The organism is Roseovarius mucosus DSM 17069, assembly GCF_000768555.3.
In the GTDB taxonomy this organism is placed as follows: Bacteria; Pseudomonadota; Alphaproteobacteria; order Rhodobacterales; family Rhodobacteraceae; genus Roseovarius; species Roseovarius mucosus.
The window spans coordinates 313,897-338,284 of sequence record NZ_KN293979.1; the positions used below are offsets into that span (position 1 = coordinate 313,897).

The 24,388-nt window shown below is 64.1% G+C and carries 24 protein-coding genes; 9 read left to right on the forward strand and 15 right to left on the reverse strand.

Annotated elements, in window-relative coordinates:
- The first annotated feature begins 4 nt into the window (after positions 1–4).
- From ROSMUC_RS10590 to ROSMUC_RS10600, 3 genes are all read left to right on the forward strand, one after another.
- The gene (locus tag ROSMUC_RS10590) at positions 5–775 is read left to right on the forward strand and encodes an EcsC family protein (protein ID WP_037272745.1); all 771 of its coding nucleotides are present in this window, start codon (positions 5–7) and stop codon (positions 773–775) included.
- Between the two features lie 109 nt (positions 776–884).
- Positions 885–1,259: a hypothetical protein gene (locus tag ROSMUC_RS10595; protein WP_037272748.1), complete on the forward strand. Its 375-nt coding sequence runs from the start codon at positions 885–887 to the stop codon at positions 1,257–1,259.
- Positions 1,252–2,448, forward strand: a complete 1,197-nt coding sequence (locus ROSMUC_RS10600; RefSeq protein WP_037272750.1) for an HlyD family secretion protein — start codon at positions 1,252–1,254, stop codon at positions 2,446–2,448. Before ROSMUC_RS10595 ends, ROSMUC_RS10600 begins: the two co-directional genes overlap by 8 nt.
- A 10-nt stretch (positions 2,449–2,458) precedes the next feature.
- Here ROSMUC_RS10600 and ptsP read toward each other — a convergent pair whose 3' ends face one another.
- The 4 genes from ptsP to metF all read right to left on the reverse strand — a co-directional run bounded on the left by ptsP (position 2,459) and on the right by metF (position 7,511).
- Complete coding sequence (gene ptsP / locus ROSMUC_RS10605; RefSeq protein WP_037272753.1) at positions 2,459–4,702, reverse strand: phosphoenolpyruvate--protein phosphotransferase; 2,244 nt, start codon at positions 4,700–4,702, stop codon at positions 2,459–2,461.
- A 67-nt stretch (positions 4,703–4,769) separates the two neighbouring features.
- A complete protein-coding gene (locus tag ROSMUC_RS10610; RefSeq protein WP_037272756.1) occupies positions 4,770–6,008 on the reverse strand; it encodes an aspartate kinase in 1,239 nt (412 codons plus the stop codon).
- Positions 6,009–6,091: 83 nt separating this feature from the next.
- Positions 6,092–6,583 carry a PaaI family thioesterase gene (locus tag ROSMUC_RS10615; RefSeq protein WP_037272760.1) on the reverse strand — a complete coding sequence of 164 codons (492 nt, stop codon included), beginning with the start codon at positions 6,581–6,583 and terminating at the stop codon, positions 6,092–6,094.
- A gap of 61 nt (positions 6,584–6,644) precedes the next feature.
- Positions 6,645–7,511, reverse strand: coding sequence for a methylenetetrahydrofolate reductase [NAD(P)H] (metF, locus tag ROSMUC_RS10620; RefSeq protein ID WP_037272763.1), 867 nt, complete (start codon positions 7,509–7,511; stop codon positions 6,645–6,647).
- 105 nt (positions 7,512–7,616) lie between these two features.
- Between metF and ROSMUC_RS10625 the strand changes: the two genes are divergently transcribed.
- Positions 7,617–8,537 carry a LysR family transcriptional regulator gene (locus ROSMUC_RS10625; protein ID WP_037272766.1) on the forward strand — a complete coding sequence of 307 codons (921 nt, stop codon included), beginning with the start codon at positions 7,617–7,619 and terminating at the stop codon, positions 8,535–8,537.
- A 3-nt stretch (positions 8,538–8,540) separates the two neighbouring features.
- On the opposite strand, the gene ROSMUC_RS10630 is transcribed toward ROSMUC_RS10625, so the two are convergent.
- The 6 genes from ROSMUC_RS10630 to ROSMUC_RS10655 form a co-directional block, all read right to left on the reverse strand.
- Positions 8,541–9,773 carry a mandelate racemase/muconate lactonizing enzyme family protein gene (locus ROSMUC_RS10630; RefSeq protein ID WP_037272769.1) on the reverse strand — a complete coding sequence of 411 codons (1,233 nt, stop codon included), beginning with the start codon at positions 9,771–9,773 and terminating at the stop codon, positions 8,541–8,543.
- Positions 9,774–9,867: 94 nt separating this feature from the next.
- Positions 9,868–10,953, reverse strand: coding sequence for a zinc-binding dehydrogenase (locus tag ROSMUC_RS10635; protein WP_037272772.1), 1,086 nt, complete (start codon positions 10,951–10,953; stop codon positions 9,868–9,870).
- A 66-nt stretch (positions 10,954–11,019) separates the two neighbouring features.
- Positions 11,020–11,820 carry a 3-oxoadipate enol-lactonase gene (gene pcaD / locus ROSMUC_RS10640; protein ID WP_037272774.1) on the reverse strand — a complete coding sequence of 267 codons (801 nt, stop codon included), beginning with the start codon at positions 11,818–11,820 and terminating at the stop codon, positions 11,020–11,022.
- Between the two features lie 10 nt (positions 11,821–11,830).
- Complete coding sequence (locus ROSMUC_RS10645; protein ID WP_037272777.1) at positions 11,831–12,805, reverse strand: threonine ammonia-lyase; 975 nt, start codon at positions 12,803–12,805, stop codon at positions 11,831–11,833.
- The gene (locus ROSMUC_RS10650; protein WP_037272779.1) at positions 12,802–13,635 is read right to left on the reverse strand and encodes an alpha/beta fold hydrolase; all 834 of its coding nucleotides are present in this window, start codon (positions 13,633–13,635) and stop codon (positions 12,802–12,804) included. Before ROSMUC_RS10650 ends, ROSMUC_RS10645 begins: the two co-directional genes overlap by 4 nt.
- Positions 13,635–14,321: a haloacid dehalogenase type II gene (locus ROSMUC_RS10655; protein ID WP_037272781.1), complete on the reverse strand. Its 687-nt coding sequence runs from the start codon at positions 14,319–14,321 to the stop codon at positions 13,635–13,637. Before ROSMUC_RS10655 ends, ROSMUC_RS10650 begins: the two co-directional genes overlap by 1 nt.
- Positions 14,322–14,523: 202 nt before the next feature.
- Between ROSMUC_RS10655 and ROSMUC_RS10660 the strand changes: the two genes are divergently transcribed.
- Positions 14,524–14,952: an FKBP-type peptidyl-prolyl cis-trans isomerase gene (locus ROSMUC_RS10660; protein WP_037272783.1), complete on the forward strand. Its 429-nt coding sequence runs from the start codon at positions 14,524–14,526 to the stop codon at positions 14,950–14,952.
- Between the two features lie 181 nt (positions 14,953–15,133).
- On the opposite strand, the gene ROSMUC_RS10665 is transcribed toward ROSMUC_RS10660, so the two are convergent.
- From ROSMUC_RS10665 to irrA, 3 genes are all read right to left on the reverse strand, one after another.
- Entirely contained in the window at positions 15,134–15,772 is a 639-nt protein-coding gene (locus ROSMUC_RS10665; protein WP_102105931.1) for a hypothetical protein, read from the reverse strand.
- 163 nt (positions 15,773–15,935) lie between these two features.
- On the reverse strand, positions 15,936–16,925 hold the full coding sequence (locus ROSMUC_RS10670; RefSeq protein ID WP_037273012.1) for an NADPH:quinone reductase: 990 nt from the start codon (positions 16,923–16,925) through the stop codon (positions 15,936–15,938).
- An 11-nt stretch (positions 16,926–16,936) separates the two neighbouring features.
- Positions 16,937–17,356 carry an iron response transcriptional regulator IrrA gene (gene irrA, locus ROSMUC_RS10675; RefSeq protein WP_037273014.1) on the reverse strand — a complete coding sequence of 140 codons (420 nt, stop codon included), beginning with the start codon at positions 17,354–17,356 and terminating at the stop codon, positions 16,937–16,939.
- Between the two features lie 189 nt (positions 17,357–17,545).
- Between irrA and fabA the strand changes: the two genes are divergently transcribed.
- The 4 genes from fabA to ribD all read left to right on the forward strand — a co-directional run bounded on the left by fabA (position 17,546) and on the right by ribD (position 20,233).
- Positions 17,546–18,055 carry a bifunctional 3-hydroxydecanoyl-ACP dehydratase/trans-2-decenoyl-ACP isomerase gene (gene fabA / locus ROSMUC_RS10680; RefSeq protein WP_008280595.1) on the forward strand — a complete coding sequence of 170 codons (510 nt, stop codon included), beginning with the start codon at positions 17,546–17,548 and terminating at the stop codon, positions 18,053–18,055.
- Positions 18,056–18,081: 26 nt separating this feature from the next.
- On the forward strand, positions 18,082–18,513 hold the full coding sequence (locus ROSMUC_RS10685) for a hypothetical protein (RefSeq protein ID WP_037272788.1): 432 nt from the start codon (positions 18,082–18,084) through the stop codon (positions 18,511–18,513).
- Positions 18,514–18,659: 146 nt separating this feature from the next.
- Positions 18,660–19,142: a transcriptional regulator NrdR gene (nrdR, locus tag ROSMUC_RS10690; protein WP_037272790.1), complete on the forward strand. Its 483-nt coding sequence runs from the start codon at positions 18,660–18,662 to the stop codon at positions 19,140–19,142.
- Entirely contained in the window at positions 19,139–20,233 is a 1,095-nt protein-coding gene (gene ribD, locus ROSMUC_RS10695) for a bifunctional diaminohydroxyphosphoribosylaminopyrimidine deaminase/5-amino-6-(5-phosphoribosylamino)uracil reductase RibD (protein ID WP_052115315.1), read from the forward strand. The genes nrdR and ribD overlap by 4 nt, the downstream gene beginning before the upstream one ends.
- Positions 20,234–20,250: 17 nt before the next feature.
- On the opposite strand, the gene ROSMUC_RS10700 is transcribed toward ribD, so the two are convergent.
- Both ROSMUC_RS10700 and ROSMUC_RS10705 read right to left on the reverse strand, forming a co-directional pair.
- Positions 20,251–21,009, reverse strand: a complete 759-nt coding sequence (locus ROSMUC_RS10700) for a hypothetical protein (RefSeq protein WP_037272793.1) — start codon at positions 21,007–21,009, stop codon at positions 20,251–20,253.
- Between the two features lie 198 nt (positions 21,010–21,207).
- A complete protein-coding gene (locus ROSMUC_RS10705; protein WP_037272795.1) occupies positions 21,208–24,315 on the reverse strand; it encodes a valine--tRNA ligase in 3,108 nt (1,035 codons plus the stop codon).
- Positions 24,316–24,388 lie beyond the last annotated feature (73 nt).

The window sequence follows — 24,388 nt, forward strand, 5'->3', positions numbered from 1 at the left end:
GCGAATGGAGCTTTTGGGCCGACCGATTGACGAGGCCGAGACCGAGCGGCGCTTGCGCGCGCTGGTGGCACGCAACGCGCAGGCGGGTAATGGCGTGATCGACCTGCTCAACCTCGTGGGCGGCCGCGCCGAGGGGCTGCTCGACCGTCTGCCGCCTGCCCTACGCGCGCGGCTCAACGAGAGCACCGAAGAGGCGCTGCGCCGGGCCGCCGAAATGGCGCACCGCACGCGCGGGGTGGTGGGCGATCAGCCAGGCTGGATGGCCCGCGCGCTGACCACCTCGATGGGGGCGATGGGCGGCATGGGCGGACTGCCCACGGCGCTGGCGGAATTGCCGGTCACGGTCACGGTGCTCTTGCGCGCCATTCAGGATGTGGCGGCGGAACATGGGTTTGATCCGTCCGAGCCGGGCGTGCGATTCGACTCGGTGCAGGTCTTTGGGGCGGCAGGGCCGCTTGAGCGTGACGATGGGGCCAATCTGGGCTTTCTGGGCAGCCGGATGACGGTCACGGGCCCCGCGCTCAATGCGCTGATTGCACGGGTGGCTCCGCGTCTGGCGGCGGTCATGGGGCAAAAGCTTGCGGCGCAGACGGTGCCCATTCTGGGGGCCGCAGCGGGGGCCGCGACCAACTATGCCTATACCCGCTATTATCAGGATATGGCGCAGGTGCATTTCGGGCTGCGGCGGCTGGCCATAGACTCGGGCCGCGACCACGCGGCGCTGATCGCCGAGTTTCGCGCCCGGGCCGAAGACGCGCAGGGGCGCGTCACCTGATCCAGGCCCTGCCGCACGGACCCAAATAAGAGCAGCCCCGCCGATAATTTTCTTGATCTTGTGAGCGCAGCCCATAGGCTGAATCCATTGGTCACTATGGATTTCAGCTATGGCAACGACAGGGGAACATGGTGCCGCGCTGCCCGGATGGTTCGCGTCACCGGGCGAGGGTGACACGCTGGCTTGGGTCTCGCTCGCGCTGATGATTGGCGTCATCTACGGGCTGGTCACGCTCTACGCGGCCTTTGATCGCTGGGCAGAGCGACAATCGCACGGCACGCCACTGGCCAAGACCATCCCTACCATGCTGACAATCGCCCTGCTCTACGAGATCTTTCCGCTCGGGCATTTCAACATTCTCTTGCCGATCAGCGCCATTCTGATTGCGCTCATGGCAGATTGGTCGCGGTTCAACCTGCGTGGCCTGGGCCAAGACGAGCCCCACGCAGAGACCTCCAAAACAGACGGGGGAGACCATGCTTGAGCTTCTCCTGACGTCCTTCCCGGTCATCATCCGCTATTTCCAGCTCAAGCGCCGGGGTGAGGCGATGAGCGTCTGGAACATGCGCACGGCAGTCCTGATCTGGGCAGTGCTGGCGTTTCTGCTGTTCCTCGTCATCTTCTATTTCCACCCCAAATCCTATTCGGGCATCGTTCCCTTTCGCACCATTTCCGTGGTGGCTCAGGCCAGCGGGCCGGTGACAGAGCTGAACGTGCGGAATGGTCAGAGGGTCGAGGCGGGCGATCTGCTGTTCCGGGTCGACGACCGCAGCCAGCGCGCCAGCCTAGAGCAGGCAGAGGCGGAATTCGCCAAGATCAAGGCCGCCGAGAGCAAGGCCGCCGAGACGCTCAAGGTGGCGCAGGCCTCGGTGGTCGAGGCTGAGGCGTCGCTTGAAAAGCTCAAGGTCGATCTGGAGAATGCACTGACGCTGGTCACACGCAATGTGGGCACGCGCGATGCGGTGCGCCAACTGGAATCCTCGGTTGCCATTGCCGAAGCCGGGGTTGCGGCGGCAGAGGCACAGGTGGCACTGGCCGAGACCGATATTTCCGAAACTCTTCCGGCGCAGCGCCGTGCGGCCGAGGCCGCATTACACAGCGCAGAGGCCGCCTTGGCGCAGACCGAAGTCCATAGCTACACGGGTGGCGTGATCACTCAGCTCGCGCTGAGCGTGGGCAGCCCCGCGTCGACCCTGATCCTCAGCCCGGCAATGGTGATCATCCCGGATCGCGACGAGGGGGTGCCAGTGCGGACGGTAGCGGGTTTCGCGCAGGCAGCGAACAACACGATCTATCCCGGCATGCCCGCCGAGATTGCCTGTGACAGCAACCTCAGCCTTTCGTTCCGCAATGCGGTCCTGCCTGCGCGGGTGGTCTCGGTCCAGCCGGCGATTTCCACGGGGCAAATCGTACCCGGTGGCCGCCTGATGGACCCCGCAGAAATGCTGCGGCGCGGTTCGATCCTCGTCTATCTCGAACTGGTCCATCCCGAACATGAAAAAATCATGCTCGATGGCAGCGGCTGCATGGTGCAGACCTATACCACCAATCTGCCCGGCTTTTTCGGCCATGTCATCGCGGCCACCGGGGTGGTCAAGGCAGCGGGGCTGCGCATCAAGGTTTGGGGATCGCTGGTGTCGGGCGTGGGCCTTGCCGGGGGTGGGGGCCACTGAGGTAAACACCTCACATCTGTTCGCGCAGATAGTCCATCACCGCCGGGCGCACGGTCTGCGCGCCGCCGGCGCGCTCGGCATGGATCACATCCCGCAATCCCCCCAAATCAATCCGTCGCAACAGGCTTTTGACCGGACCGATCGAGGCGGGGCGCATCGACAGGGTGCGAAATCCGATGGCGGCCAGACAGGCGGCCTCAATGGGGCGACCCGCATCCTCGCCACAAAAACTCAGCGGTGTGCCCAGCGTTGCACAGCGATAGACAATACCTTCGAGGAAATTGAGAAAACTGATGTTGAGCGTGTCATAGCGGCGGCGCACGCGCTCGTTCTCGCGGTCGGCGGCAAAAAAGAACTGCTTTAGGTCGTTACCCCCCACCGAGATGAAATCCACCTCGGAATAAAAGGTATCCGGCGCAAAGGCCAGCGACGGGGTTTCCAGCATCGCGCCCACTTCGATCTGTTCGGGGATCGGATGGCCAAGAATACGCTCGCGCTCCAGTGCCTTGTCCATTTCGGCGCGGGCGGCGGTGAATTCGTCGCGTTGCGCCACAAACGGGAACATGATGGTCAGGGGGCGCCCCTTGGCCGCGCGAATGAGCGCCTGAAGCTGCATCCGCATGACGCCCGGCTTGTCCAGCCCCACCCGGATCGCCCGCCAGCCCATCGCAGGGTTGGGTTCGTCATTGGGCTTCATATAGGGCAGCACCTTGTCCGAGCCGATGTCGAGCGTCCGAAACACCACGCGCTGCTCCCCCGCGGCATCCATCACCCGCGCGTAGAGTTCTGACAATTCGGCCCGTTTGGGCATGTGGTTGCGGATCAGGAACTGCAATTCTGTGCGGAAAAGGCCAACGCCCTCGGCGCCCGACCCGACAAGGCTGGGCAGGTCGGCCATGAGGCCCGCATTCATCTTGAGCTTTATCCGCTGACCACACAGCGTTTCGGCAGGCTTGTCGCGGATCGAGGCATAGCGCTGCTGCGCTTCGGCCTGCATCGCCATCTTGTCGCGAAAGGCCGATACCACGGTATCGTCGGGCCGTAGATGGACAATCCCCTGATCGCCATCAACAAGGATCGGATCTCCATTCAGCGCCTCGGTGGTGATGCGATTGGCATGGATCACCAGCGGAATCGCCAGCGCCCGCGCGACAATCGCGGCATGAGAGCCGACCGATCCCTCTTCCAGCACGATCCCCTTGAGGCTGCGGCCATAATCGAGCAACTCCGCCGGGCCGATGTTGCGGGCGATGAGAATGGGATCGGGAGGCATGTCGGCGCCGGTCTCGTTGCCCTGTCCGGTCAGGATGCGCAACAGCCGGTTCGAGAGGTCGTCGAGATCGTGCAGACGCTCACGCAGATAGGCATCGGTCACTTGGGTCATGCGGGCGCGGGCGGCGGATTGTTCCTTTTCCACGGCGGCCTCTGCCGACAGACCACTGTCGATATTGGCCTCCATCCGGCGCATCCAGCCCTTGGAATTGGCGAACATGCGGTAGGCTTCCAGAATTTCGGTCTGATCCTTGTCGCCACCCTTGGCGGAGCTCAGCATCCGGTCCACGCCCACGCGCAGCGTCTCGACCGCCTCATTCAGCCGCGCCAGCTCGCGCACCGGATCGTCGGCGATGGGGTTGGTGACAACCACGCGCGGCTCGTGCAGCCAGACGCGGCCCTGCGCCGTGCCCTCCTGCGCGCTGGTGCCGCGAAACAGCACCGCTTGCTGGTGGCGCGCCGACATGGCCGCCCCTTCGCCCACGAAGGCACCCAGTTCGGCCATTTCCGCCAGAACCATGGCGACCACCTCGACCGCATAGATCTCCTCTTCCGAAAAGAGCCGCGCCTGTTTCGATTGCACGACCAGAACGCCCAGTTTCTCGCCAAGCCGCTGGACCGGCACGCCCAGAAAGGACGAATAGGCCTCTTCCCCGGTTTCCGGCATGTAGCGAAATCCGGGCTCTGCCGGGGCATTGTCGGTGTTGATCACCTCGCCGGTGCGCGCCACACGGCCCACCAGACCCTCGCCCATGCGCATCCGGGTCTGGTGCACGGCCTCGGCCTTCAGACCCTCGGTCGCGCAAAGTTCCAGCGTATCCTCATCGCGGAAGAGATAGATCGAACACACTTCGATCCGCATTTCCTCGGCAATGAGGCGCGTGATCTGGTCAAGTCGCGTCTGCCCGCCCGCATCCTCGGCCATGATGGCGCGCAAACGGCCCAGCATCTGGCGGCTGTCGGTCTTGAAATGCTCGGTCATAGGCGGCGGTCCCCCGGGGCGGATTCAGGGATTGGCCAGACCCGGCAGGGATAAAATTGGGGCCGGGTCAGGCCGCTTTGTCCAACTCGAAGGCATCATGCAGCGCCTGCACCGCGAGTTCCATGTATTTCCGGTCGATCAGCACGGAAATCTTTATCTCGGAGGTTGCAATCACCTTGATGTTGATTCCTTCATCGCTGAGCGTCTTGAACATCTTGGCGGCAACGCCCGATTGGCTGCGCATGCCGATGCCCACGGCCGAAATCTTGGCCACATTGGTATCGGCGATCAGGTCGTGATAGTTGATGTCGCCGCGTTCCTTGGCCTCGCGCAGCGCCTTTTCGGCGCGTATGACCTGATCCGTCGGACAGGAAAAGGTCATGTCGGTGCGCCCCTCTTCGGCGATATTCTGGATGATCATATCGACATTGACCCCCGCCTCGGACAGGGGTCCAAAGATGGCGGCGGCGATGCCGGGACGGTCCGCCACCGAGATAAGCGTCATTTTCGCCTCGTCTCGGGAATAGGCGATGCCGCTGACAACCTGTGATTCCATGATTTCCTCCTCGGCGCAGACCAGTGTGCCGGCTTCATCAGATGGTTCCTCGAAACTGCTGAGCACGCGCAGTTTCACATTATAGCGCATCGCCAGTTCCACGGAACGGGTTTGCAGCACCTTGGCCCCCAGCGAGGCCAGTTCCAGCATTTCCTCGAAGGCGATCTTTTCGAGCTTGCGCGCCTTGGAGGTGATGCGTGGGTCGGTGGTATAGACCCCGTCCACATCGGTGTAGATGTCGCAGCGCTCTGCGTCAAAGGCGGCGGCAAAGGCCACGGCGGTGGTATCCGACCCGCCCCGGCCCAGCGTGGTGATCCGCCCCTCGGGGCTGATGCCCTGGAACCCGGCGACAACGGCCACGCGCATGCCTTGGGCAAAGCGGCCATTGATGTTGTCGGTCGGAATCTCCTCGATCCGGGCGGCGGAATGCGCGGAATTGGTCTTGAGCGGCACCTGCCAGCCCTGCCAACTGCGCGCCGGGATGTCCATTTCCTGCAACGTGAGCGCCATCAGGCCCGCCGTCACATTCTCGCCCGCGCTGACCACGGCGTCATATTCGCGCGCGTCATGCAGCGGCGAAATCTCGTTCACCCAGCCCACCAGTTCGTTGGTCTTGCCCGACATGGCCGAGACGATGACGATGACGTCATAGCCCTTGGCCACTTCCAGCCCCACGCGCTTGGCAGCGCGGCGGATGCGGTCGATATTGGCGACCGATGTGCCGCCGAATTTCATCACGAGAACGGGCATGGGTGCAGTCCTGAGCCGATGTATCGGGCGCGGTTTACGCGCGGGCAAGGCGCTGTGCAAGGGGGTGCTGCGCAGGCGGGCACCTATGCGCTGTCCGGGCGCATCACCAGGCAGGTGGTCGTGCCCGTGGCATAGAGCCGCCCATCGTCCCGCCCGCGCAATTCCCCCCGCGCGACGGCGGTCGAGCGCCCCTTGTGCTCGAGCGTGCCAATGGCCCGCACCGGCACGTCAAGCGGCAGGGCGCGAATGATGTTCACCTTGTATTCGAGGGTCGTGTAGGTCTCGCCGCGCTCGAGTGCCGTCATCACCGCACAGCCCATGCAACTGTCGAGGATCGCCCCGTACCAGCCACCATGCACGCCGCGCATCGGGTTGGTCACGTCAAACCGTGCTGCCCCTTCGAACACCACATGCCCGTGCATGGCCTCGATGGCCGAAAATCCCAGCGTGGCTCCGATCGGGGGGCCGGGCAGGCGGCCTGCGATCATGTCTTGGATGAAGTCCAGGCCGGACCGCACCAAGACCGCCGCCAGATCCGGCAGCTCTTCCAGCGATGTGGCGTGATGTGACGGCATGTCGGCCCCTCCTGTCCCTGCTCCTCTCAGGGTAGGCGGGGCCGACGCGGGCGGCAAGCGCTCAGGCGACGTCGCGCAGCGTCACCTTGGGTGTCACGCCCAGCGCGTGACAGACGTCGCGGGTCAATTCGGGGCGATTGAGCGTGTAGAAATGCAGGTCTTCGACCCCACCCTCTAGCAGGTCGCTGCACAGTTCCGTGCAGAGCGCGGTTGCCAAAAGGTCATGCCGGTTGTCGCGGATGGCCTTGTCAAACGCCTCATCCAGCCAAGCCGGCACTTGCGTGCCGCAGGAGAGCGCGAATTTGCGCGCACCGACCCAGTTTTCAATCGGCAGGATGCCCGGAATGATCGGCGCATTGATCCCCGCCGCCGCGCAGGCGTCGCGGAACCGAAAGAAGGTCTCGGCCTCAAAGAAGAACTGCGTGATCGCCTCGGACGCGCCTGCGTCAATCTTGCGCTTGAGCCAGTCGATGTCGGCGCGTCGATCCGCAGCCTCGGGGTGCTTTTCAGGGTAGGCGCCGACGCGAATGGTGAACTTGCCGGTGTCGGCCAAGGCCGAGATCAGGTCGCAGCTATTGGCGAAGCCTTGCGGGTGGGGCACAAACCCGTTCGCGCCTTTGGGCGGATCGCCGCGCAGGGCGACAATCTCGGACACGCCTGCTGCGGCGAATTGCTCGGCAATCTCCAGTGTCTCGGCGCGGCTGGCATCGACGCAGGTCAGGTGCGCCGCCACATTCAGGCCCGTGGCCTTGTGCAGCGTGCCCACCGCCTCGCGGGTCAATTCGCGGGTGGTGCCGCCTGCGCCATAGGTCACAGAGACAAAGCGCGGATCGAGCGGGGCAAGCGTGTGGATCGTCTCCCAAAGGCGAAACGAGGCCTCCAAGGTCTTGGGCGGGAAGAATTCAAAAGAGATACGCGGCGTTTTCATCTGGGGTCATCCTGTGCAGGCGTGCTATCTGTTGTCCCCTTGTTGCAGGCGCAGCAATGTGAGACAACTTCATTAAATTCATGGTTTGAATGAGGTTCGCTAATAATGCACATCGAGTTCCGGCACCTGAAAACCATCCGTGCCATTCATCAGGCCGGGGGGCTGGCGCGGGCGGCGGACCTGCTGCACATCACCCAATCGGCGCTCAGCCACCAGATCAAGGGGCTTGAGGATCAGACCGGCGTCGAGCTTTTTGTGAGGCGTTCCAAGCCCTTGCGCCTCTCGGCTGCCGGTCAGCGCCTGCTGCGGCTGGCGGAAAAAATCCTGCCCGAGATCGAGGCGCTGGAAGCTGAATTCGACGGGCTACGCGAAGGCAGCGCCGGACGGCTGCATATCGCCATTGAATGTCATGCCTGTTTCGAATGGCTCTTTCCCGTGCTGGAGCGCTTTCGCAAGACTTGGGGCGAGGTCGATGTCGATATTCGCCCCGGTCTGGCCTTTGACGCGCTGCCCGCGCTGCAAAAGGAAGAGGTGGATCTTGTGGTCTCGTCCGACCCCGAGGATCTGCCGGGAATCAGCTTTAAGCCGCTCTTTGATTACGAGCCGGTCTTTGTCGCCTCGAGCCAGCATCCTCTGGCGCAGAAACCCTATGTCGAGGCGGCGGATTTTCGCGACGAGGTGCTGATCACCTATCCGGTGGACCGCTCGCGGCTGGATGTCTTTACCGAATTGCTGACCCCCGCCAAGGTCGAACCCAAGAGCATCCGACAGGTCGAACTGACGGCGGTGATCCTGCTGCTCGTCGCCTCCAACCGCGGTGTCGCCGTGCTGCCTGATTGGGTGGTGCGCGAGGTCAAGACCAGCACGGATTATGTCACCCGCCCGCTCACCGCGACAGGCAAGACCAAACGCCTCTATGCCGCGATCCGCGACGATGACGCAGACAAACCCTATATGGCCCATCTGCTGAAACTCGCCCGCGAAATCCCGGTGCGCCTGCAACGTGGCGACAAGATCGGGGGCTGAGCATCAGCCCTCTTCGTGTGGTGCCCCTCCGGCAAAGGCGTTGCCATTGGTATAATCGCAAGGCGCCTCCTGCATTTCCAGATGCAGGCCGGTGCCGCGATAGGGGTTGGCGCGCGCGAGATCCTCATCCACTTCGATCCCCAGACCGGGGGTCTCGGGCGGGGTGATATAGCCGCCCTCAACCCGGATGCTGCCCTTGATCAGCGCGTCATGGAACGGGGTCTCGATGCTCTCGCACATCAGGATATTGGGGATTGAGGCGGCAAAATGCACGTTTGCCGCCCATTCCACCGGCCCGGCATAGAGATGCGGGGCCATCTGCGCGTTATAGACCTCGGCCATGGCGGCGACTTTCTTCATCTCCCAGATACCGCCCGCACGGCCCAGGGCCGGTTGCAGAATCGCCGCCGCACCCTCGCGCAGCACAGGCGCAAATTCGGCCTTGGTGGTCAGCCGCTCGCCTGTGGCCACAGGGATGCGCACCGCCCGCGCCACCTGCGCCATCGCGCCCACATTGTCGGGCGGAACCGGCTCTTCGTACCAGAGCGGCGAATAGGGTTCGAGCGCCTGGCCCAGACGGATTGCGCCCGCCGTGGTGAACTGCCCATGGGTGCCAAAGAGCAGATCGGCCTTGTCGCCCACCGCCGCGCGGATCTTGCGGCAGAACTCGACCGAGAGCGATATGTCCGTCATCGCGGGTATATGGCCGCCGCGCAGGGTGTAGGGGCCTGCGGGGTCGAACTTGACCGCCGTATAGCCGCGCGCCACGCAGTCCGCCGCACTCTCGGCCGCCATATCGGCCGAGGTCCAGAATGGCGTGATAGGATGATGGGGCAGGGGATAGAGATAGGTATAGGCGCGGATGCGCGGGTTCATCTTGCCGCCCAAGAGCGCCCAGACAGGACGCCCCCGCGCCTTGCCTAAGACGTCCCAGCACGCGATTTCCAGCCCGGAGAACGCCCCGATGACCGTCAGGTCCGGGCGCTGCGTGAAGCCGGACGAATAGGCGCGGCGGAACATCAGTTCGATATTCTCGGGGTTTTCGCCCTCCATATGGCGGGCGAACACATCCTCGATCACCGCGCGCATGGCGTCCGGCCCGACGCTCGCGGCATAGCACTCCCCCCAGCCGGTGATCCCGTCATCGGTGGTCAGCTTGACGAGGATCCAATAGCGCCCGCCCCAGCCGGGCGCGGGGGGTGAGGTCACGATGATATCGAGGTCTTTAAGCTTCATGTCTTGTCAGACTCCGTGGAGGGTGGTCGAGGTGGAGAGCGCGGGGGGCGCTGCCCCCCGACCCCCGAGGTATTTCAGGCCAGATGAAGGCCGGTCATTCGAATACGATTACATTGCGCCGGGCGTGACCGGATTTGGTGTCTTCGATGGCGGCGTTGATCTGGTCAAACCGCCACCGCCGCGAAATCAACTCGTCGAGCTTGAGCCGCCCCTGGGCATAAAGATCGACCATCCAAGGGATGTCACGGCGGATCACCGCCTCGCCCATCTTGGAGCCGATCATGGATTGCCCCATGGCGGCAAAACTCGCGGCCTCATAGCTCGAGGCGTGGCCGCTGTGGGGCATGCCGACCATGATCACCCGGCCCCCGTTTGCCAGATAGCGCGGCGCCAGATCATAGGCCTTGGCCGCGCCCACGGTCACAAGCACCACATCGGCCCCGCGCCCCATCGCCGCCTTGGCGCTGCGCCACGGCTTTTCTTCACTCGCCAAGACACCATCGGTCGCCCCGAATTCACGGGCGGCGGCCAGCTTGTCCTCTGTCATGTCCACGGCCACGATGCGCCGTGCGCCCGCGATGCGCGCGCCCTGAATGGCGTTGAGCCCGACACCGCCCGCGCCGATCACAACCACGTCCTGCCCAGCGCGCAACTGCGCCGCATTGATCACGGCCCCCACGCCAGTGATCACGCCGCAGGCCAGAAGGCTGGCTGCCGCCATGTCGATCCCTTGCGGAATCTTCACGATCTGGCTGTGATGCACAACCACGGATGCGGCAAAGGCCCCGCAGGCCATGGCCTGATGCAGCGCGCCGCCCGAAAGGGTCGAAAGCGGGCCATTGCCGTCGTCCTGCGGTGTCTCGCAGCCCGTGGGGCGGCCTGTCGCACAGGGCGCGCACTGCCCGCAGGCGCGAATGAGCGTGACCACCACCGGATCGCCCGGCGCAAAACCGCTGACGCCCGTGCCCACGGCGCTGACCCGGCCTGCGGCCTCATGGCCATAGACTGCGGGCAGCGCGCCGCCCCAGCCACCCATCGCATAGGAAATATCCGAGTGGCAAATCGCCACGGCCTTGATCTCGACCTGCACCTCACCCGCCTCGGGGGCGCGCAGATGCACTTCTTCGATCACGAGGGGTGCGCCAAACTCATGGCAAACGGCGGCTTTTATGGTCTGCATGGGGCCTCCCTTCCGATGCTATGCGCAGGTGATCCGAATTCGCCCACCACCGCAAGCGGGTTTCTGTCAGGCAGCACCGATATGCCCGGTGGCGTGCAGGAAGTCCGACAGCAGCCGCGCATAGTCCGCAGGCTGATCCACGGGCGGCACATGCCCGGTTCGGCGCATCAGCGCGAATTGCGAGCCGGGGATCAGGTCCACCGTCTCGCGCACAAGGTCCGGCGGGGTCGAGCCATCCTCGGCCCCGGCAATGCCCAGCGTCGGAATACGCAAGCCCGAGGTGGGCGTGTAGAAATCCGTGCCGGAAATCGCGGCGGCACAACCGGCATAGCCCTCCGGGTCGTGCTGGCAGAGCCGCTCGAACCACGGCAGGTGCTTGTTTTCCTTGAGATAGCTGCGCGTGAACCAGCGCTCGCACGATCCGCGCGCCAGCTCTGCCATGCCACCCGCACGGCGCGCCGTGGCGATCCGTTCGGCCCAGAGCTTGGGCGTGCCGATCTTGGCCCCGGTGTTGGACAGCACCAGCGCGCGAATGAGGTCCGGGCGCTTCACCGCCAGCCCCTGCGCGACCATGCCGCCAATCGAGAGGCCGACGAACATCGCCTCACGCACCTGCAAATGATCCAACAGCCGCTCGGCATCGCGGATGAGCGCGCCCATGGCATAGGGCGCGGGCGGGGTCGAGGATTGCCCATGCCCGCGCGCGTCATAACGGATGATCCGCAGGCCGGCGGGCAAGAGCGGCACCACAGCATCCCAGAGAAATGTGCCAGTGCCCAGCGCATGGGCAAAGACGAGGGGCGCGCCCTCGGGGTCGCCCTCGTCGAGGTAATGCAGGGTCACATCGTCCAGTTCGAGAAATGCCATTGTCCCCCCCTCAGGCAAATCGGGTGAGCGCCGACTGGAACACATCGGCATCCACATTGCCGCCCGAAATGGTGACGAACACCGCGTCGCCCTCGATCTCGTCACGGCGAAAGAGCGCCGCCGCCAGCGCCACGGCACCGCCCGGTTCCGCCACCAGCTTGAGCCGGGCAAAGGCCAGCGCCACGGCGTGCAGCGCCTCGTCTTCGCTCACGACCAGCCCCGGGCCACAGAGCCGCCGCAGGATCGGAAAGGTGATATTGCCCGGTTGCGGTGTCACGATGGCATCGCAGAGACTGCCTGAGGTGCGCGCGTTGCGCATCACCTGCCCCGATGCCAGTGAGCGGGTCACATCGTCGAACTCCTCCGGCTCGCAGGGGCGCGCGCGAAGCCCCGGGCCTTCCGCCTCCAGCGCAAGGGCGATGCCCGAGGTCAGCCCGCCGCCGCCGCAACAGACCAGCACATCGGCGCGGGTGATGCCCATGGCTGCCGCATCCTCGGCAATCTCAAGACCGACAGAGCCTTGGCCTGCGATCACCTCCGGCTCGTCATAGGGTTTGATCAGCGTCAGACCGCGTTCAGAACTCAGCGCGGCGCCGATGGCGTCGCGATCCTCGGTGGCGCGGTCATAGAGCACAACCTCTGCCCCCAGCGCGCGGGTGTTGTCGATCTTCATGCGCGGCGCATCGGCGGGCATGATGATCACGCTGGGCACCCCGAATTGCCGCGCCGCCAGCGCCACGCCCTGCGCGTGGTTGCCCGAGGAAAAGGCGATCACGCCCCGCGCGCGGGTTCCCTCATCGAGTGCCGAAACGGCCGCGCGCGCGCCGCGATACTTGAAGCTGCCTGTGTGCTGCAGGCACTCTGGTTTGACGAATACGCGCCGTCCGGCGATCTCGTCGAGAAAGGGCGAGGACAAAAGCGGCGTGCGCCTTGCATGGCCCGCCAGACGGGCGGCGGCGGCGCGGATCATCGTGATGTCGGTCATTTTATCTGGTCCAGGAGGGCGTGAATTGCGGCAAGCGCGTGGGGTTCATCGAGAAAGGGCACATGGCCCCGGTCGGGCACCGTGGCGGTGATCAGCCCCGGATGACGCTCCTGCATTTTGGCAAAGGTTTCAAGGCTCAAGAGGTCGGAATTCGCCCCCCGGATGGCGGCGGTGGGAATATCCTTGAGCGCGTCGAACAGCGGCCAGAGGTCCACCGCCTCGCCCGCGCCCGCCTGGCCCACCAGCGCATCGCGCAGCCGCGCATCATAGCGCAGGCCAAGGCCCCCGCCCGGTTTCTCGTGGAACATGAATTCTGCCTGTTGCCGCCAGCGATCCAGCGGCACACCGGGAAATCCTTCGGCATGGACATGGGCAAGGGCGGCGGCGCAACTGTCCAGATCGGGCTGCGCCGGCTCATTGCCCACATAATCCATGATCCGTTCGATCCCGATCGGGGCCACCTCTGGCCCGATGTCATTGAGCACGACACCGCTCAGGCGCGCGGGGTGCCCATAGGCCAGCGCCATGCCGATCAGCCCGCCGCGCGAGGTGCCGATCAGCGTGACGCGATCCAGGCCCAGGTGATCCATCAGTTCGATCGCATCCTGTCCTTCGCGCAGGATGTTATAGGACATGAAATCGGGCGCATGATCCGATTGCCCGCGCCCGCGATAATCCATGCAGATCACGCGATGCCCCGCCAGATGGGGCAAGACAAAGCTGAAATCGGCGTTGTTGCGTGTCAGCCCGGCCAGGCAGAGGACCGGCGCGCCGGCACCCTCATCGGTGAAATACAGCGAGAGACCATCGGACGTGGTAAACCGCGCCATCAGCCGCGCACCAGATCGGGAATGCCGGTCAGGTCGCGCAGCTGCCGGTGCGGTGTCGCGGGCAGGCGGTCCACCGGATCGCCCGCGCGGTTGACCCATGCGGTTGTGAACCCATAGCCCGACGCGGCAGAGGCATCCCAGCCATTCGACGAGACAAAAAGCACCTCGTCCGGCGCACAGCCAAACCGCTGCCCCACCAGATCGTAGACCACGCGCGCAGGCTTGAAGATGCCCACGCTTTCGACCGACAGCACATCGTCGAGCAGATCGCCAATCCCGGCCGATTTCACCGCCCCCTGCAACATATCCGGCGCGCCATTCGACAGGATCGCGGTATTCATCCCCGCCGTTTTCAGGGCGCGCAGCATGGCGGGCACCTCTGCATAGGCCTCCAACTCCCAATAGAGCTGCAGGAGGCGGTCGCGCAGGTCGGTATCGTCTTGCAACCCCTCCGATTCCAGCGCCCAATCCAGCCCGTCCTGTGTCACTTGCCAGAACCCGGTATGCTGGCCCATCACCGCGCGCAGCCAGGTGTATTGCAACTGTTTCAGCCGCCATTTTTCCGCAATCGCGGGCCAATGCCGGGCAAAGACCTCGCGGCCCGGTTCCGTCGCGGCATTGCGCGCGGCGGCGGCCACGTCAAAGAGCGTGCCATAGGCATCGAAAATGCAGGTGGTAATCGGCATGGTATCCCCCTCGATGGTTGCGCGCAGACTGTCACGGATTTGCAGGAAAAGGGAAGGGCCCGGCGCACACGGGCGCGTGAGCGGCAGGCTTTGGTTTGCAAATCCGGATCGGGTTGCCTAAATTACCCCTCAGTCGCATCAAGCACCCGCGCAATTCTGCGTGGCCTTGCAAACCCATCCCCCCCAACAGATTGGAAATCCCATGACGCAGGTCAAACCGGGCGATACCGTCCGTATTCACTACACTGGCACGCTGGCCGATGGTGCCACCTTTGATTCGAGCGCGGGCCGCGATCCGCTCGAATTCACCGTGGGCTCCGGCCAGATCATCCCCGGCCTCGATGCCGCGATCCCCGGCATGGTCGTGGGTGACAAGAAGATGGTAGAGGTGCCCGCCGACATGGCCTATGGCCAGCCTGATCCCAACGCCCGTCAGGCCGTGCCGCGCGCGGACATTCCGGCGGAAATCCCGCTTGATCCGGGCACACAGTTGCAGATGCAGACGCCGCAGGGTCAGGTTCTGCCGGTGACGGTGGCCGAAGTGTCCGACACCGAGGTCGTGCTCGACGCCAACCACCCGCTCGCGGGCAAGGACCTGACCTTTGCCATCGAACTGGTGGCCATCGCCTAGGCCTCCACGTGCCAAGGGGCGCGACCGGAGTTTTCCGGGGCGTGTTGCGCTGATCGAACCCACACCCGTTCCGGACTTGACCCGGGACCTCACCGCAGCAGCGTGGAGGCCCCGGCTCGACGGCCGGGGCGATGTGACCCCGATCATGCGCAATCTGCTCTGATCCCGGTCGCGCCCCCGCTCATTTCATCAGGTTTTTGACATCCGCCATGCCGATGCCGGGGCTGTAGACATAGCGCAGTTCCTTTGTCTTGCGCCCCGATTGGTTCCGCTCGGTCCAGATATATTCCATCGAACCGGAACGCCCCTTGTGGGTAAAGGTCGCTTTCGTCACGCGGATCGTTACCGTGAACTGCGTCGCCGTGCCGCTTGAGTGTTGCGCCATCGCATAGCTCTTGGCCATCCCGCTCCGCCATGGCCCGACCGGCACAAAGGCATCGCCGGTGAAGTACCTGTCGGCGGCCCCCGGTCTTTTGTCCAGAACCCGCGCCAGCGCCGTGCCATCCGGGCGCAGCGTATAATAGCTTGTCTTGGTGCCGGAACTTTCCTGTTTCGTGCGCACATAGACCGTCATCCGCTGGCCTGTCACCGGATGGGTCCATGTGCGCGGCCCCACGATCCGGCGCACCCCGACGGTCCGGTCTACCCGATCCCCGAATTTCGCGCCCGGCACCCCCGCCCATAGACCAAACCCAAGCTGCGCCGAGGCCCCCGGCAGGCGCGTCACCGGCATATCCGGAATGCATCCGGCGGCCCCCGTCAACGCGCCGCCGCCGAGCGCCGCAAGAAAAAAGCGCCTGCTGAGTTCTGATGTCGTCATGATCCGTTCCTCTTCGTCATTCAATGAGCGTGTTGATGATCTCGTTGTGTGGAAACGTGCCGCCCCGGAACATATTCCCGGGCGGGGAGCGGATTCTTGTCAAATTTTGATAAAATGTAAGCGTATCAAGGCGGTTTGCGGCGCGCCCGCCGCTCAGGGCCGTTTAGCCGATATCGAGCAGCACCGCGCCCGCGCGTCCCGGTGTCATCACCGCCTCATGCGCCGCGGCACAGTCCGCCATCGGCAGGCGCATCGCAATCTCCGGGCGCAGCGTGCCCGCCTCAAGGGCGGCATGCAGACGTGCAATTGCCGCCTCGCGCGCGGGCCACGGCAGAATATAGATCAGCGTGATGTCGATCTTGAGCGCCTTGAAAAGATAGGGGCCAAAGGGCAGCGTCGGGGCCATGTCCTTGCCCGAGCCATAGGCGGCGATGGTGCCGTTGGGGGCCATCACCTCGGCCAGCAAAGCGGCGTTCTGGCCGAATTCCACCTCGATGGCACGGGCAACACCGCGCCCAGCCGTCGCCGCCATGATCTGCGCCGCGAGATCGGGATCGGCGTAGTCGAACACATGGCGCGCGCCCGCCGCGCGCACCCGCTCCATCGCCGGGGCTGAGCAGGTTGCGATCACCTCAGCCCCGGCGGCATGGGCCAATTGCACGGCATTATGCCCGACCGCCCCCGCGCCCCCCGAGATCAGGAGTGTCTGTCCCGCCACATCGCCGCCGCCAAACACCGTTTGCGCTGCCGTCAGCCCCGGAATTCCGAGCGTGGCACCCACGTCGAACGACACGCCCTCTGGCAAAGGCACGGCTTGCTCTGCGGGCAGGGCGATGAAATCGGCGGCGGTGCCGTGGCTGCGCTGCCACTGGCCATTCCAGACCCAGACGCGCTGACCGATGCGGCCCGGATTGACGCCCGTCCCCACCGCCGCGATCACGCCGGCCCCGTCCGAATGCGGGATGATTCGCGGATAGGCGGGTTTCGTGACGCCGGGCCGGTTGCCCGCCCGCGCCTTGGCATCCGACGGGTTGACCCCCGAGACATGCAGTCGCACCAGAACCTCGCCCGCCTCGGGGGCGGGGGTTTCCAATTCGCTCAATTCCAGAACATCGCCGGGCGCGCCAAAGCGCGTGTAGCTGACAGCACGCATGCTGCGCGGGATCACTTGGTGCGGCGCAGGCGGATCACCACATCCACCGAGGTGATCTCGGCCCCGTCCGGGGCCTTGGGCAGGCGGGCGATTTCCAACTCGGCAGCCGGGGCGTCGCTCAGCCGGTTCTCGTCTTCCCAGTAGAAATGCGGATGATCGACCGTGTTGGTGTCAAAATAGCTCTTCGAGCCATCCACCGTCACTTCTTGCAAGAGACCCGCGTCGCAAAAGGCGCGCAAGGTGTTGTAGACGGTGGCCAAGGACACCGCCTCATCGCTGTTTTGCGCATCGGCATAGAGGCTCTCGGCGGTCACGTGGCGGTGTTTGCCATCGCCGATCAGCAGCGTGGCCAGCGTCATGCGCTGCCGCGTGGGCCTCAATCCTGCATCAGAAAGCCATTTTCCGGCAATCGTTCCGGCCTCAGTGGGCATCGTGGCATTGGCTGTCATCGTGTCGTTCATCCCGTGTTTCCACCAATATAGGGCCTGCATGGGGGTGGTTTCAATTAATTTCCTGCGCCGGCCAAATCGAGGGGCGGTGTTGTCGCAGGCTTGCATGCGCCTTTTGCGGGATGATAGAGGGGGCAGAGACCGGTATTTGCAATAAAGGGGGCCGCCTGCATGGCCGATTATCCAAGCAGCTTCGACCGTGACGACCTGCTTAAATGTGCCCGAGGCGAGTTGTTCGGACCGGGCAACGCCCAATTGCCCGAACCACCCATGCTGATGATGGACCGCATCACCGAGATTTCCGGTGATGGCGGCGCGCATGGCAAAGGGCATGTGGTGGCGGAATTCGACATCACCCCGGACCTGTGGTTTTTCAAATGCCATTTCCCCGGCAACCCGATCATGCCCGGCTGTCTCGGGCTCGATGGGCTCTGGCAACTGACCGGCTTCAACCTTGGCTGGCGCGGCTGGCAGGGGCGCGGCTATGCGCTGGGCGTGGGCGAGGTGAAACTCACCGGCATGGTGCGGCCGGACCGCAAGATGCTGACCTATTATGTGGATTTCACCAAGGCGGTGCAGACGCGGCGCCTGACCATGGGGGTCGCCAATGGCCGGGTCGAGGCAGATGGCGAGGTGATCTATCAGGTCACCGATATGAAGGTGGCTCTCTCGGAAAACTGAGCAGGCACAAAGGCAGGGGGCCGCAGATGCGCAGATGGATAGCAGCACTCCTGAGCCTCATCGCCTTGCCCGCCACCGCCTGCCCGGAGGGCCAGACGCTTTTCCTCGGTTGCGACATGGAACGGGGCGGCAAGGCGCTGCGTGTCTGCCGGAACGAGACCCATGTGAGCTACAGCTTTGGTCCCAGGATGGGCGCGCCGGACCTCGCCCTCACGCGCCCGATTGGCGCAGGGGCCGACATCGTGCCCTGGCCCGGTATCGGCCGCACCATCTGGGAGGCGATCCGCCTGCGCAACAATGCCGTGATTTATGAGGTCTACGCAGGCTTTGATAAATTTGACGCTGTGGACCCCGACAAACCCGACAGCCGCTTTGGCGGCGTGGTTGTGTTGCAGGACGGCAAGGGCGAAATAGCGCATCTGAAATGCCGTGCAGGAACGGTGAAATACACCTATTGAGTCCTTTTTGCCGATGCCTGCGCCCCATGATCTGGGGCGCTAAAATCCCCCCTACCCAAAACCTTGCGGCTGTCCTATAGTGGCTGTGGATAACTGGGCATCAGACCCATGACCCAAGAGGCAAGGACAGAAAAGGGGGACGGCCAATGCGCTGCCCGTTTTGCGGAAATATAGATACACAGGTCAAGGACTCGCGCCCCGCAGAAGAGCATGTCTCGATCCGCAGGCGCAGGTTTTGCCCCGGTTGCGGCGGGCGTTTCACCACCTATGAGCGGGTGCAACTGCGCGATCTGGTCGTCGTCAAATCCAATGGCCGCCGCGAGGATTTCGACCGCGACAAGCTGGAACGCTCGATCCGGATCGCGCTCCAGAAACGACCCATCGAGCCCGAGCGCATCGAACAGATGATTTCCGGCATCGTGCGGCGGCTGGAAAGCATGGGCGAGACGGACATTCCTTCGAAAACCGTGGGCGAGATCGTGATGGAGAGCCTCGCGCGGATCGACACCGTGGCCTATGTCCGCTTTGCCAGCGTCTACAAGAATTTCCAGGAAGCGGATGATTTCGACCGCTTCGTCAGCGAATTGCGGCCCGAGGACGCGGCCCTCAATCCCAAACCGGACGCGTGAGCGCCGCCGACGCCCGCTTTATGGCGCTGGCCCTGTCGCTGGGGCGGCGGGGCATGGGCCAATGCGCGCCCAACCCCGCCGTGGGCTGTGTCATCGTCAAGGATGGCCGCATCGTTGGGCGCGGATCAACCGCGCCCGGCGGGCGACCCCATGCCGAACCACAGGCGCTGGCACAGGCCGGGGCCTTGGCGCGCGGGGCCACGGCCTATGTCTCGCTTGAGCCTTGCGCGCATCACGGCCAGACCCCGCCCTGCGCCGATGCGCTGATTGCGGCAGGTATCGCGCGGGTGGTGGCCCCCTTTGACGACAATGACCCGCGCGTCGCGGGCCGGGGCTTTGCCATGCTGCGCGCGGCAGGCATCGAGGTGCGCACCGGGGTTCTGGCCAATGAGGCCGGGCGCGATCTGGCCGGGTTTCTCATGCGCAATGAAATCGGGCGGCCTCTGGTGACGCTCAAACTCGCGTCCAGCTTTGATGGCCGCATCGCCACCGCCACCGGCCATAGCCAATGGATCACCGGACCAGAGGCGCGGCGCGTGGTCCACGGCCTGCGCGCGCGCCACGATGCGGTGATGGTGGGGGCGGGCACGGCGCGCGCCGATGATCCCCAACTCACGGTGCGTGACATGGGCCCGCGCCGTCAGCCGGTGCGGGTCGTGGTATCGCGCCGCCTCGATCTGCCGCTCTTGTCCAATCTCGCCCGCACGGCGCGCGATGTGCCGCTCTGGCTCTGTCACGGGCCGCATGTCGATCCGGCGCTGGTCACGGCCTGGCAGGGTATCGGCGCGCGGCTCTTGCCTTGTGAGGTGACCCAAGGCCAGGTCGATCCGGCCTCGGTGCTCAATGCACTGGGGGCCGAAGGGTTGACCCGTGTGTTCTGCGAAGGCGGCGGCGCGCTCGCGGCCTCGCTCCTGTCGGCGGGGCTTGTGGATGAGCTGATCGGCTTTACCGCCGGTCTGGCCATTGGCGCCGAAGGGCTGCCGGGGGTGGGGGCACTGGGCCTTGCCCGCCTCGACGAGGCTGTGCGCTACCGGCTGGTCGAAACACGCGACCTAGGCGGCGATGTCATGCACCGCTGGACGCGCGCCTGATCCCCCGCGTGGGTGCCTTATTCCGCTGCGATTGCCATCGCGTGATACGCCTTGATGCGCTGGCAGGGCGACAAGACCAGAGGGCGCGGCTTGATCGCGCGCACATTCATGTCCAGCACTTCGATCTTGCTGCAAAGGCCGTTCTCATGCGTGTTCTGCTCGATGCTTTCGAACTCGGTCGAGGTCGCAAAGGCGATCTCGTGTTGGAGCCCCATATGGTCGCGCAACCGCGCGACATAGGCGAGCCGGGGATGGGCATTGACGGCCGCGACGCGGCGATTCCGCGCCAGCGCGAGAAGCATGGGTCCAACGGCAGAGGTCTTGATCGGTGTAGGTCCAGACTGATTTTCCATGGGTGTGCCCTTTACCAAAAGAGGTGGAATTGAAGTGAGGCGGTGAGAGACCGTCGCAGCGACTTCGAAAGTGATCGACATGCCCGACAGAGGCGGCAGCCCCCGCGCCGCGATCAGGTAGATTTGCCCATTCACGGCAAACGCCGTCACCGCACGCGTGCAAAGCCCGCGCCCGCGCCGACTGACGGCCGACACATGGCCCGCGCCGATATAGTCGATGGGTTGGTGCCGGACCGACCCATTCCGCAGGCTGAACCGGCATAGCCCGTTCGTGGCCTGTGACAGGGTCTTGTCAGGGGTTTCGATCAAGGCCAGCAGCCCCCCGGACCGGGCGTCGATGAGGCCGGAATTCACGACACAGCCATCTGTCAGACTGGCACGGCTGCCGTTGTATTCGTAGACGGTTTCCAGCGACTTACGCATTTGGATTTGGTCTCTTGCATGTATGGCAGGGGTCTGCACAACCTTAGTATGCACCTGACCTGCGGGCTTTGCATGACCTCCAAAGATAGTTCGCGTGATCTCTCGACAGCAAGGCGCACCTTCGCGCGCAATAGGCCGCGCGCCATGACAAGACCGCCGCCTCGGGGCGGCGGTCCCTTGTCGCGTCAGGCGTTGGGCTTAGTCCAGTTCCGCCAATCGCGCCAGCGCCGCGCGCAGCTTGCTGTCCTCTTCCTCGCGCAGGGCCAGGTTTTCGCGCGCCTCTTCCACCACCTCTTCGGGGGCGGAGGCCACGAAATTGGGGTTGTTCAACCGCCCGCGCAGCCCGCCCAATTCCTTTTCCAGCTTGGCCAGCGTCTTTTCCAGCCGCGCCTTTTCCTCGGCCACGTCGATGATATCGGCCAGAGGCAAGCCAAAGCTGCCGCCCTCCACCGCCACGGTGACGCAGCCCTTGGGGAAGCTGTCCACATCGCTCAGGCTCTCGACCCGCGCCAGCCGCTTGATCATCACCTCGTTGCGCGCCCAGGCCCCGCGCCCGGCCTCGTTCAATTCCGTCACCAAGAGCGGCACATAGAGACCGGCAGGCACATGCATCTGCGCCCGCGCCGAGCGGATTTGCTCGATCAGCGCGATCACCCAGTTCATTTCACGGTCCGCCGCGGCGTCGATCAACTCGGCCCCATAGGTCGGCCAATCGCCATGCACCAGCATCTTCGTGCGCGTGCCCAGGGTGCCCCATAGCTCCTCGGTCACAAAGGGCATGATCGGGTGCAAAAGGATCAGACATTGATCAATGACCCACGCCATTGTCGCCTGTGTTTCCGCCTTGGTCGCGGCATCGCCATCCAGCAAAAGCGGCTTGGAAAACTCGACATACCAGTCACAGACCGTGCCCCAGACAAAGGCATAGAGCGTGTTGGCGGCGTCGTTGAAGCGGAAGTTTTCCAGCGCCTCATCGACGGTGGCCCGCGTCTTGGCGGTCTCGCCGATGATCCATTTGTTGACCGTGGCGGTGGGGCTGGGCACCGCGCCCGTACTGCCCACAGCGCCGTTCATCTCGGCAAAGCGCGCGGCATTCCACAGCTTGGTGGTGAAATTGCGATAGCCCGCAATGCGTTCTTTCGAGAGCTTGAGATCGCGCCCCATGGCCGCCATCGAGGTCAGCGTGAAGCGCACGGCATCGGTGCCATACTCGTCAATCAGGTCGAGCGGATCGAGCACATTGCCCAAACTCTTGGACATCTTCTTGCCCTTCTCGTCGCGCACGAGAGCATGGACATAGACATGAGAGAAGGGCCTCTCGCCCACCACGGCATATTGCATCATCATCATCCGGGCGACCCAGAAAAAGATGATGTCGAAGCCGGTGATCAGAACGGAGGTGGGGAAATATTTCTGCAACTCGTCGGTCTTTTCGGGCCAGCCCAGCGTGCCGATGGGCCAGAGACCAGAGGAAAACCACGTGTCGAGCACGTCGGGGTCGCGTCCGAGCAGAAGCGTTTTGCTTGAGGTGTTGAATGTCCACTTCCCACCCTCCGTCAAGCTCTCGCTAATTCGAAGATCAGGACGGTTGAAGTAACTCGCAATTTCATTGTGCTTTTCGACGCTTAGCGTGGATTGATTTTGGGGTCTCTCCTCAATTGAAAGAATGTCGGGTCGCACTGTTAAGTAATGCGCAACAGCCATTGCGCGTGCATCAATGAAGTTTGCAGCGCAAAAGCGTTCCGTTTCACCAAGTATGATCTGTCCATCACAATCAAACTTCGGTCCATACCACACCGGAATCTGATGCCCCCACCACAGTTGCCGTGAGATGCACCAGGGCTCGATATTCTCCAGCCAATGAAAATAGACCTTGCGATCACTCTCGGGCAGGATCGTCACCTCGCCCGAGCGTACGGCATCGAGCGCGGGACCAACGATCTTGGCGGTATCGACGAACCATTGATCGGTCAGCATTGGCTCGATCACCACCTTGGAGCGGTCGCCGAAGGGCTGCATGATCGGCTTCGCTTCGACAAAGGGGACCATCTCGGGCGCCGGCTCGGCGCTGTCCTCCGCGTCCCGGGCTTGACCCGGGACCTCGACCATCACCGCCAGCCCTTCGGCCGTGATCTCCTCGACGACCCGCTTGCGCGCCTCGAACCGGTCCAGCCCGCGCAGATGGTCGGGGATGAGGTTGAGCGTATCAATCTCCTCGGGCGTGAACGCCGCCCCTTCCGCAATCTCCTGCGCACGCGCGGCACACTCCGCATAGGGCGCGCCATCGGCCCGCATCTGCGCGCGCGTGTCCATCAGGCGATACATCGGGATGCCATTGCGGCTGGCCACGCCATAGTCGTTGAAATCATGCGCGCCGGTGATCTTGACCGCGCCAGAGCCGAAATTCGGATCGGGATAGTCATCGGTGATGATCGGAATGAGGCGGCGATGTTCCTTGGGCCCCACCGGAATCTCGCAGAGCATCCCCACGATCGGCGCATAGCGCGCATCCGACGGATGCACCGCAACCGCGCCATCGCCCAGCATGGTTTCGGGGCGCGTGGTGGCGATGGAAATGTAATCGCGCGTCTCGCGCAGGGTCACGTTGCCGTCGGCATCCTTCTCGACATATTCATAGGTCTGCCCGCCCGCGAGCGGATATTTGAAATGCCACATATGGCCCGCGACCTCGATATTCTCGACCTCCAGATCGGAAATCGCGGTCTCGAAATGCGGGTCCCAGTTGACCAGCCGCTTGCCGCGATAGATCAGACCCTTGTGATACATATCGACAAAGACCTTGATCACCGCGTCATGGAAATTGCCCTCTTCCCCCGCAGGCGCCCCCGGCGCGCCCGACATGGTAAAGGCATTGCGCGACCAGTCACAGGAGGCCCCCAGCCGCTTCAACTGGTTGATGATCGTACCGCCTGATTGCGTCTTCCACTCCCAGACCTTCTTGAGAAAATCCTCACGCCCCATCTCGCGCCGCGTGGGCGCGCCTTCGGCGGCCAGCTTGCGCTCGACCACCATCTGCGTGGCGATGCCGGCGTGATCCTGCCCCGGCTGCCAGAGCGTGTCATGCCCGCGCATCCGGTGCCAGCGGATCAGAATATCCTGCAACGTGTTGTTGAACGCATGGCCCATGTGCAGGCTGCCCGTTACATTGGGCGGCGGGATCATGATGCTGAAGGTCTCGGCCCCCGGTGCCGCATTGGCCCCGGCCCGGAACGCGCCGGCTTCCTCCCACGCCTGATAGAGCCGTGTCTCGGCCTCGGCCGCGTCGAAAGTTTTTTCCATCGCCATGACGTCTTGATCCTGCAAATACGGGTTTTCATCTGCTCTACCTAATGTGGGATCAGAGGAAAAGCCAAAGCAC

Bases quoted from the DNA above. Each gene is read 5' to 3' on its own strand.
- ROSMUC_RS10590 (WP_037272745.1), top strand. From the start codon at position 5: ATGGAGCTTTTGGGCCGACCGATTGACGAGGCCGAGACCGAGCGGCGC.
- ROSMUC_RS10595 (WP_037272748.1), top strand. From the start codon at position 885: ATGGCAACGACAGGGGAACATGGTGCCGCGCTGCCCGGATGGTTCGCG.
- ROSMUC_RS10600 (WP_037272750.1), top strand. From the start codon at position 1,252: ATGCTTGAGCTTCTCCTGACGTCCTTCCCGGTCATCATCCGCTATTTC.
- ptsP (WP_037272753.1), bottom strand. From the start codon at position 4,702: ATGACCGAGCATTTCAAGACCGACAGCCGCCAGATGCTGGGCCGTTTG.
- ROSMUC_RS10610 (WP_037272756.1), bottom strand. From the start codon at position 6,008: ATGCCCGTTCTCGTGATGAAATTCGGCGGCACATCGGTCGCCAATATC.
- ROSMUC_RS10615 (WP_037272760.1), bottom strand. From the start codon at position 6,583: ATGCCGTCACATCACGCCACATCGCTGGAAGAGCTGCCGGATCTGGCG.
- metF (WP_037272763.1), bottom strand. From the start codon at position 7,511: ATGAAAACGCCGCGTATCTCTTTTGAATTCTTCCCGCCCAAGACCTTG.
- ROSMUC_RS10625 (WP_037272766.1), top strand. From the start codon at position 7,617: ATGCACATCGAGTTCCGGCACCTGAAAACCATCCGTGCCATTCATCAG.
- ROSMUC_RS10630 (WP_037272769.1), bottom strand. From the start codon at position 9,773: ATGAAGCTTAAAGACCTCGATATCATCGTGACCTCACCCCCCGCGCCC.
- ROSMUC_RS10635 (WP_037272772.1), bottom strand. From the start codon at position 10,953: ATGCAGACCATAAAAGCCGCCGTTTGCCATGAGTTTGGCGCACCCCTC.
- pcaD (WP_037272774.1), bottom strand. From the start codon at position 11,820: ATGGCATTTCTCGAACTGGACGATGTGACCCTGCATTACCTCGACGAG.
- ROSMUC_RS10645 (WP_037272777.1), bottom strand. From the start codon at position 12,805: ATGACCGACATCACGATGATCCGCGCCGCCGCCGCCCGTCTGGCGGGC.
- ROSMUC_RS10650 (WP_037272779.1), bottom strand. From the start codon at position 13,635: ATGGCGCGGTTTACCACGTCCGATGGTCTCTCGCTGTATTTCACCGAT.
- ROSMUC_RS10655 (WP_037272781.1), bottom strand. From the start codon at position 14,321: ATGCCGATTACCACCTGCATTTTCGATGCCTATGGCACGCTCTTTGAC.
- ROSMUC_RS10660 (WP_037272783.1), top strand. From the start codon at position 14,524: ATGACGCAGGTCAAACCGGGCGATACCGTCCGTATTCACTACACTGGC.
- ROSMUC_RS10665 (WP_102105931.1), bottom strand. From the start codon at position 15,772: ATGACGACATCAGAACTCAGCAGGCGCTTTTTTCTTGCGGCGCTCGGC.
- ROSMUC_RS10670 (WP_037273012.1), bottom strand. From the start codon at position 16,925: ATGCGTGCTGTCAGCTACACGCGCTTTGGCGCGCCCGGCGATGTTCTG.
- irrA (WP_037273014.1), bottom strand. From the start codon at position 17,356: ATGCCCACTGAGGCCGGAACGATTGCCGGAAAATGGCTTTCTGATGCA.
- fabA (WP_008280595.1), top strand. From the start codon at position 17,546: ATGGCCGATTATCCAAGCAGCTTCGACCGTGACGACCTGCTTAAATGT.
- ROSMUC_RS10685 (WP_037272788.1), top strand. From the start codon at position 18,082: ATGCGCAGATGGATAGCAGCACTCCTGAGCCTCATCGCCTTGCCCGCC.
- nrdR (WP_037272790.1), top strand. From the start codon at position 18,660: ATGCGCTGCCCGTTTTGCGGAAATATAGATACACAGGTCAAGGACTCG.
- ROSMUC_RS10700 (WP_037272793.1), bottom strand. From the start codon at position 21,009: ATGCGTAAGTCGCTGGAAACCGTCTACGAATACAACGGCAGCCGTGCC.
- ROSMUC_RS10705 (WP_037272795.1), bottom strand. From the start codon at position 24,315: ATGGCGATGGAAAAAACTTTCGACGCGGCCGAGGCCGAGACACGGCTC.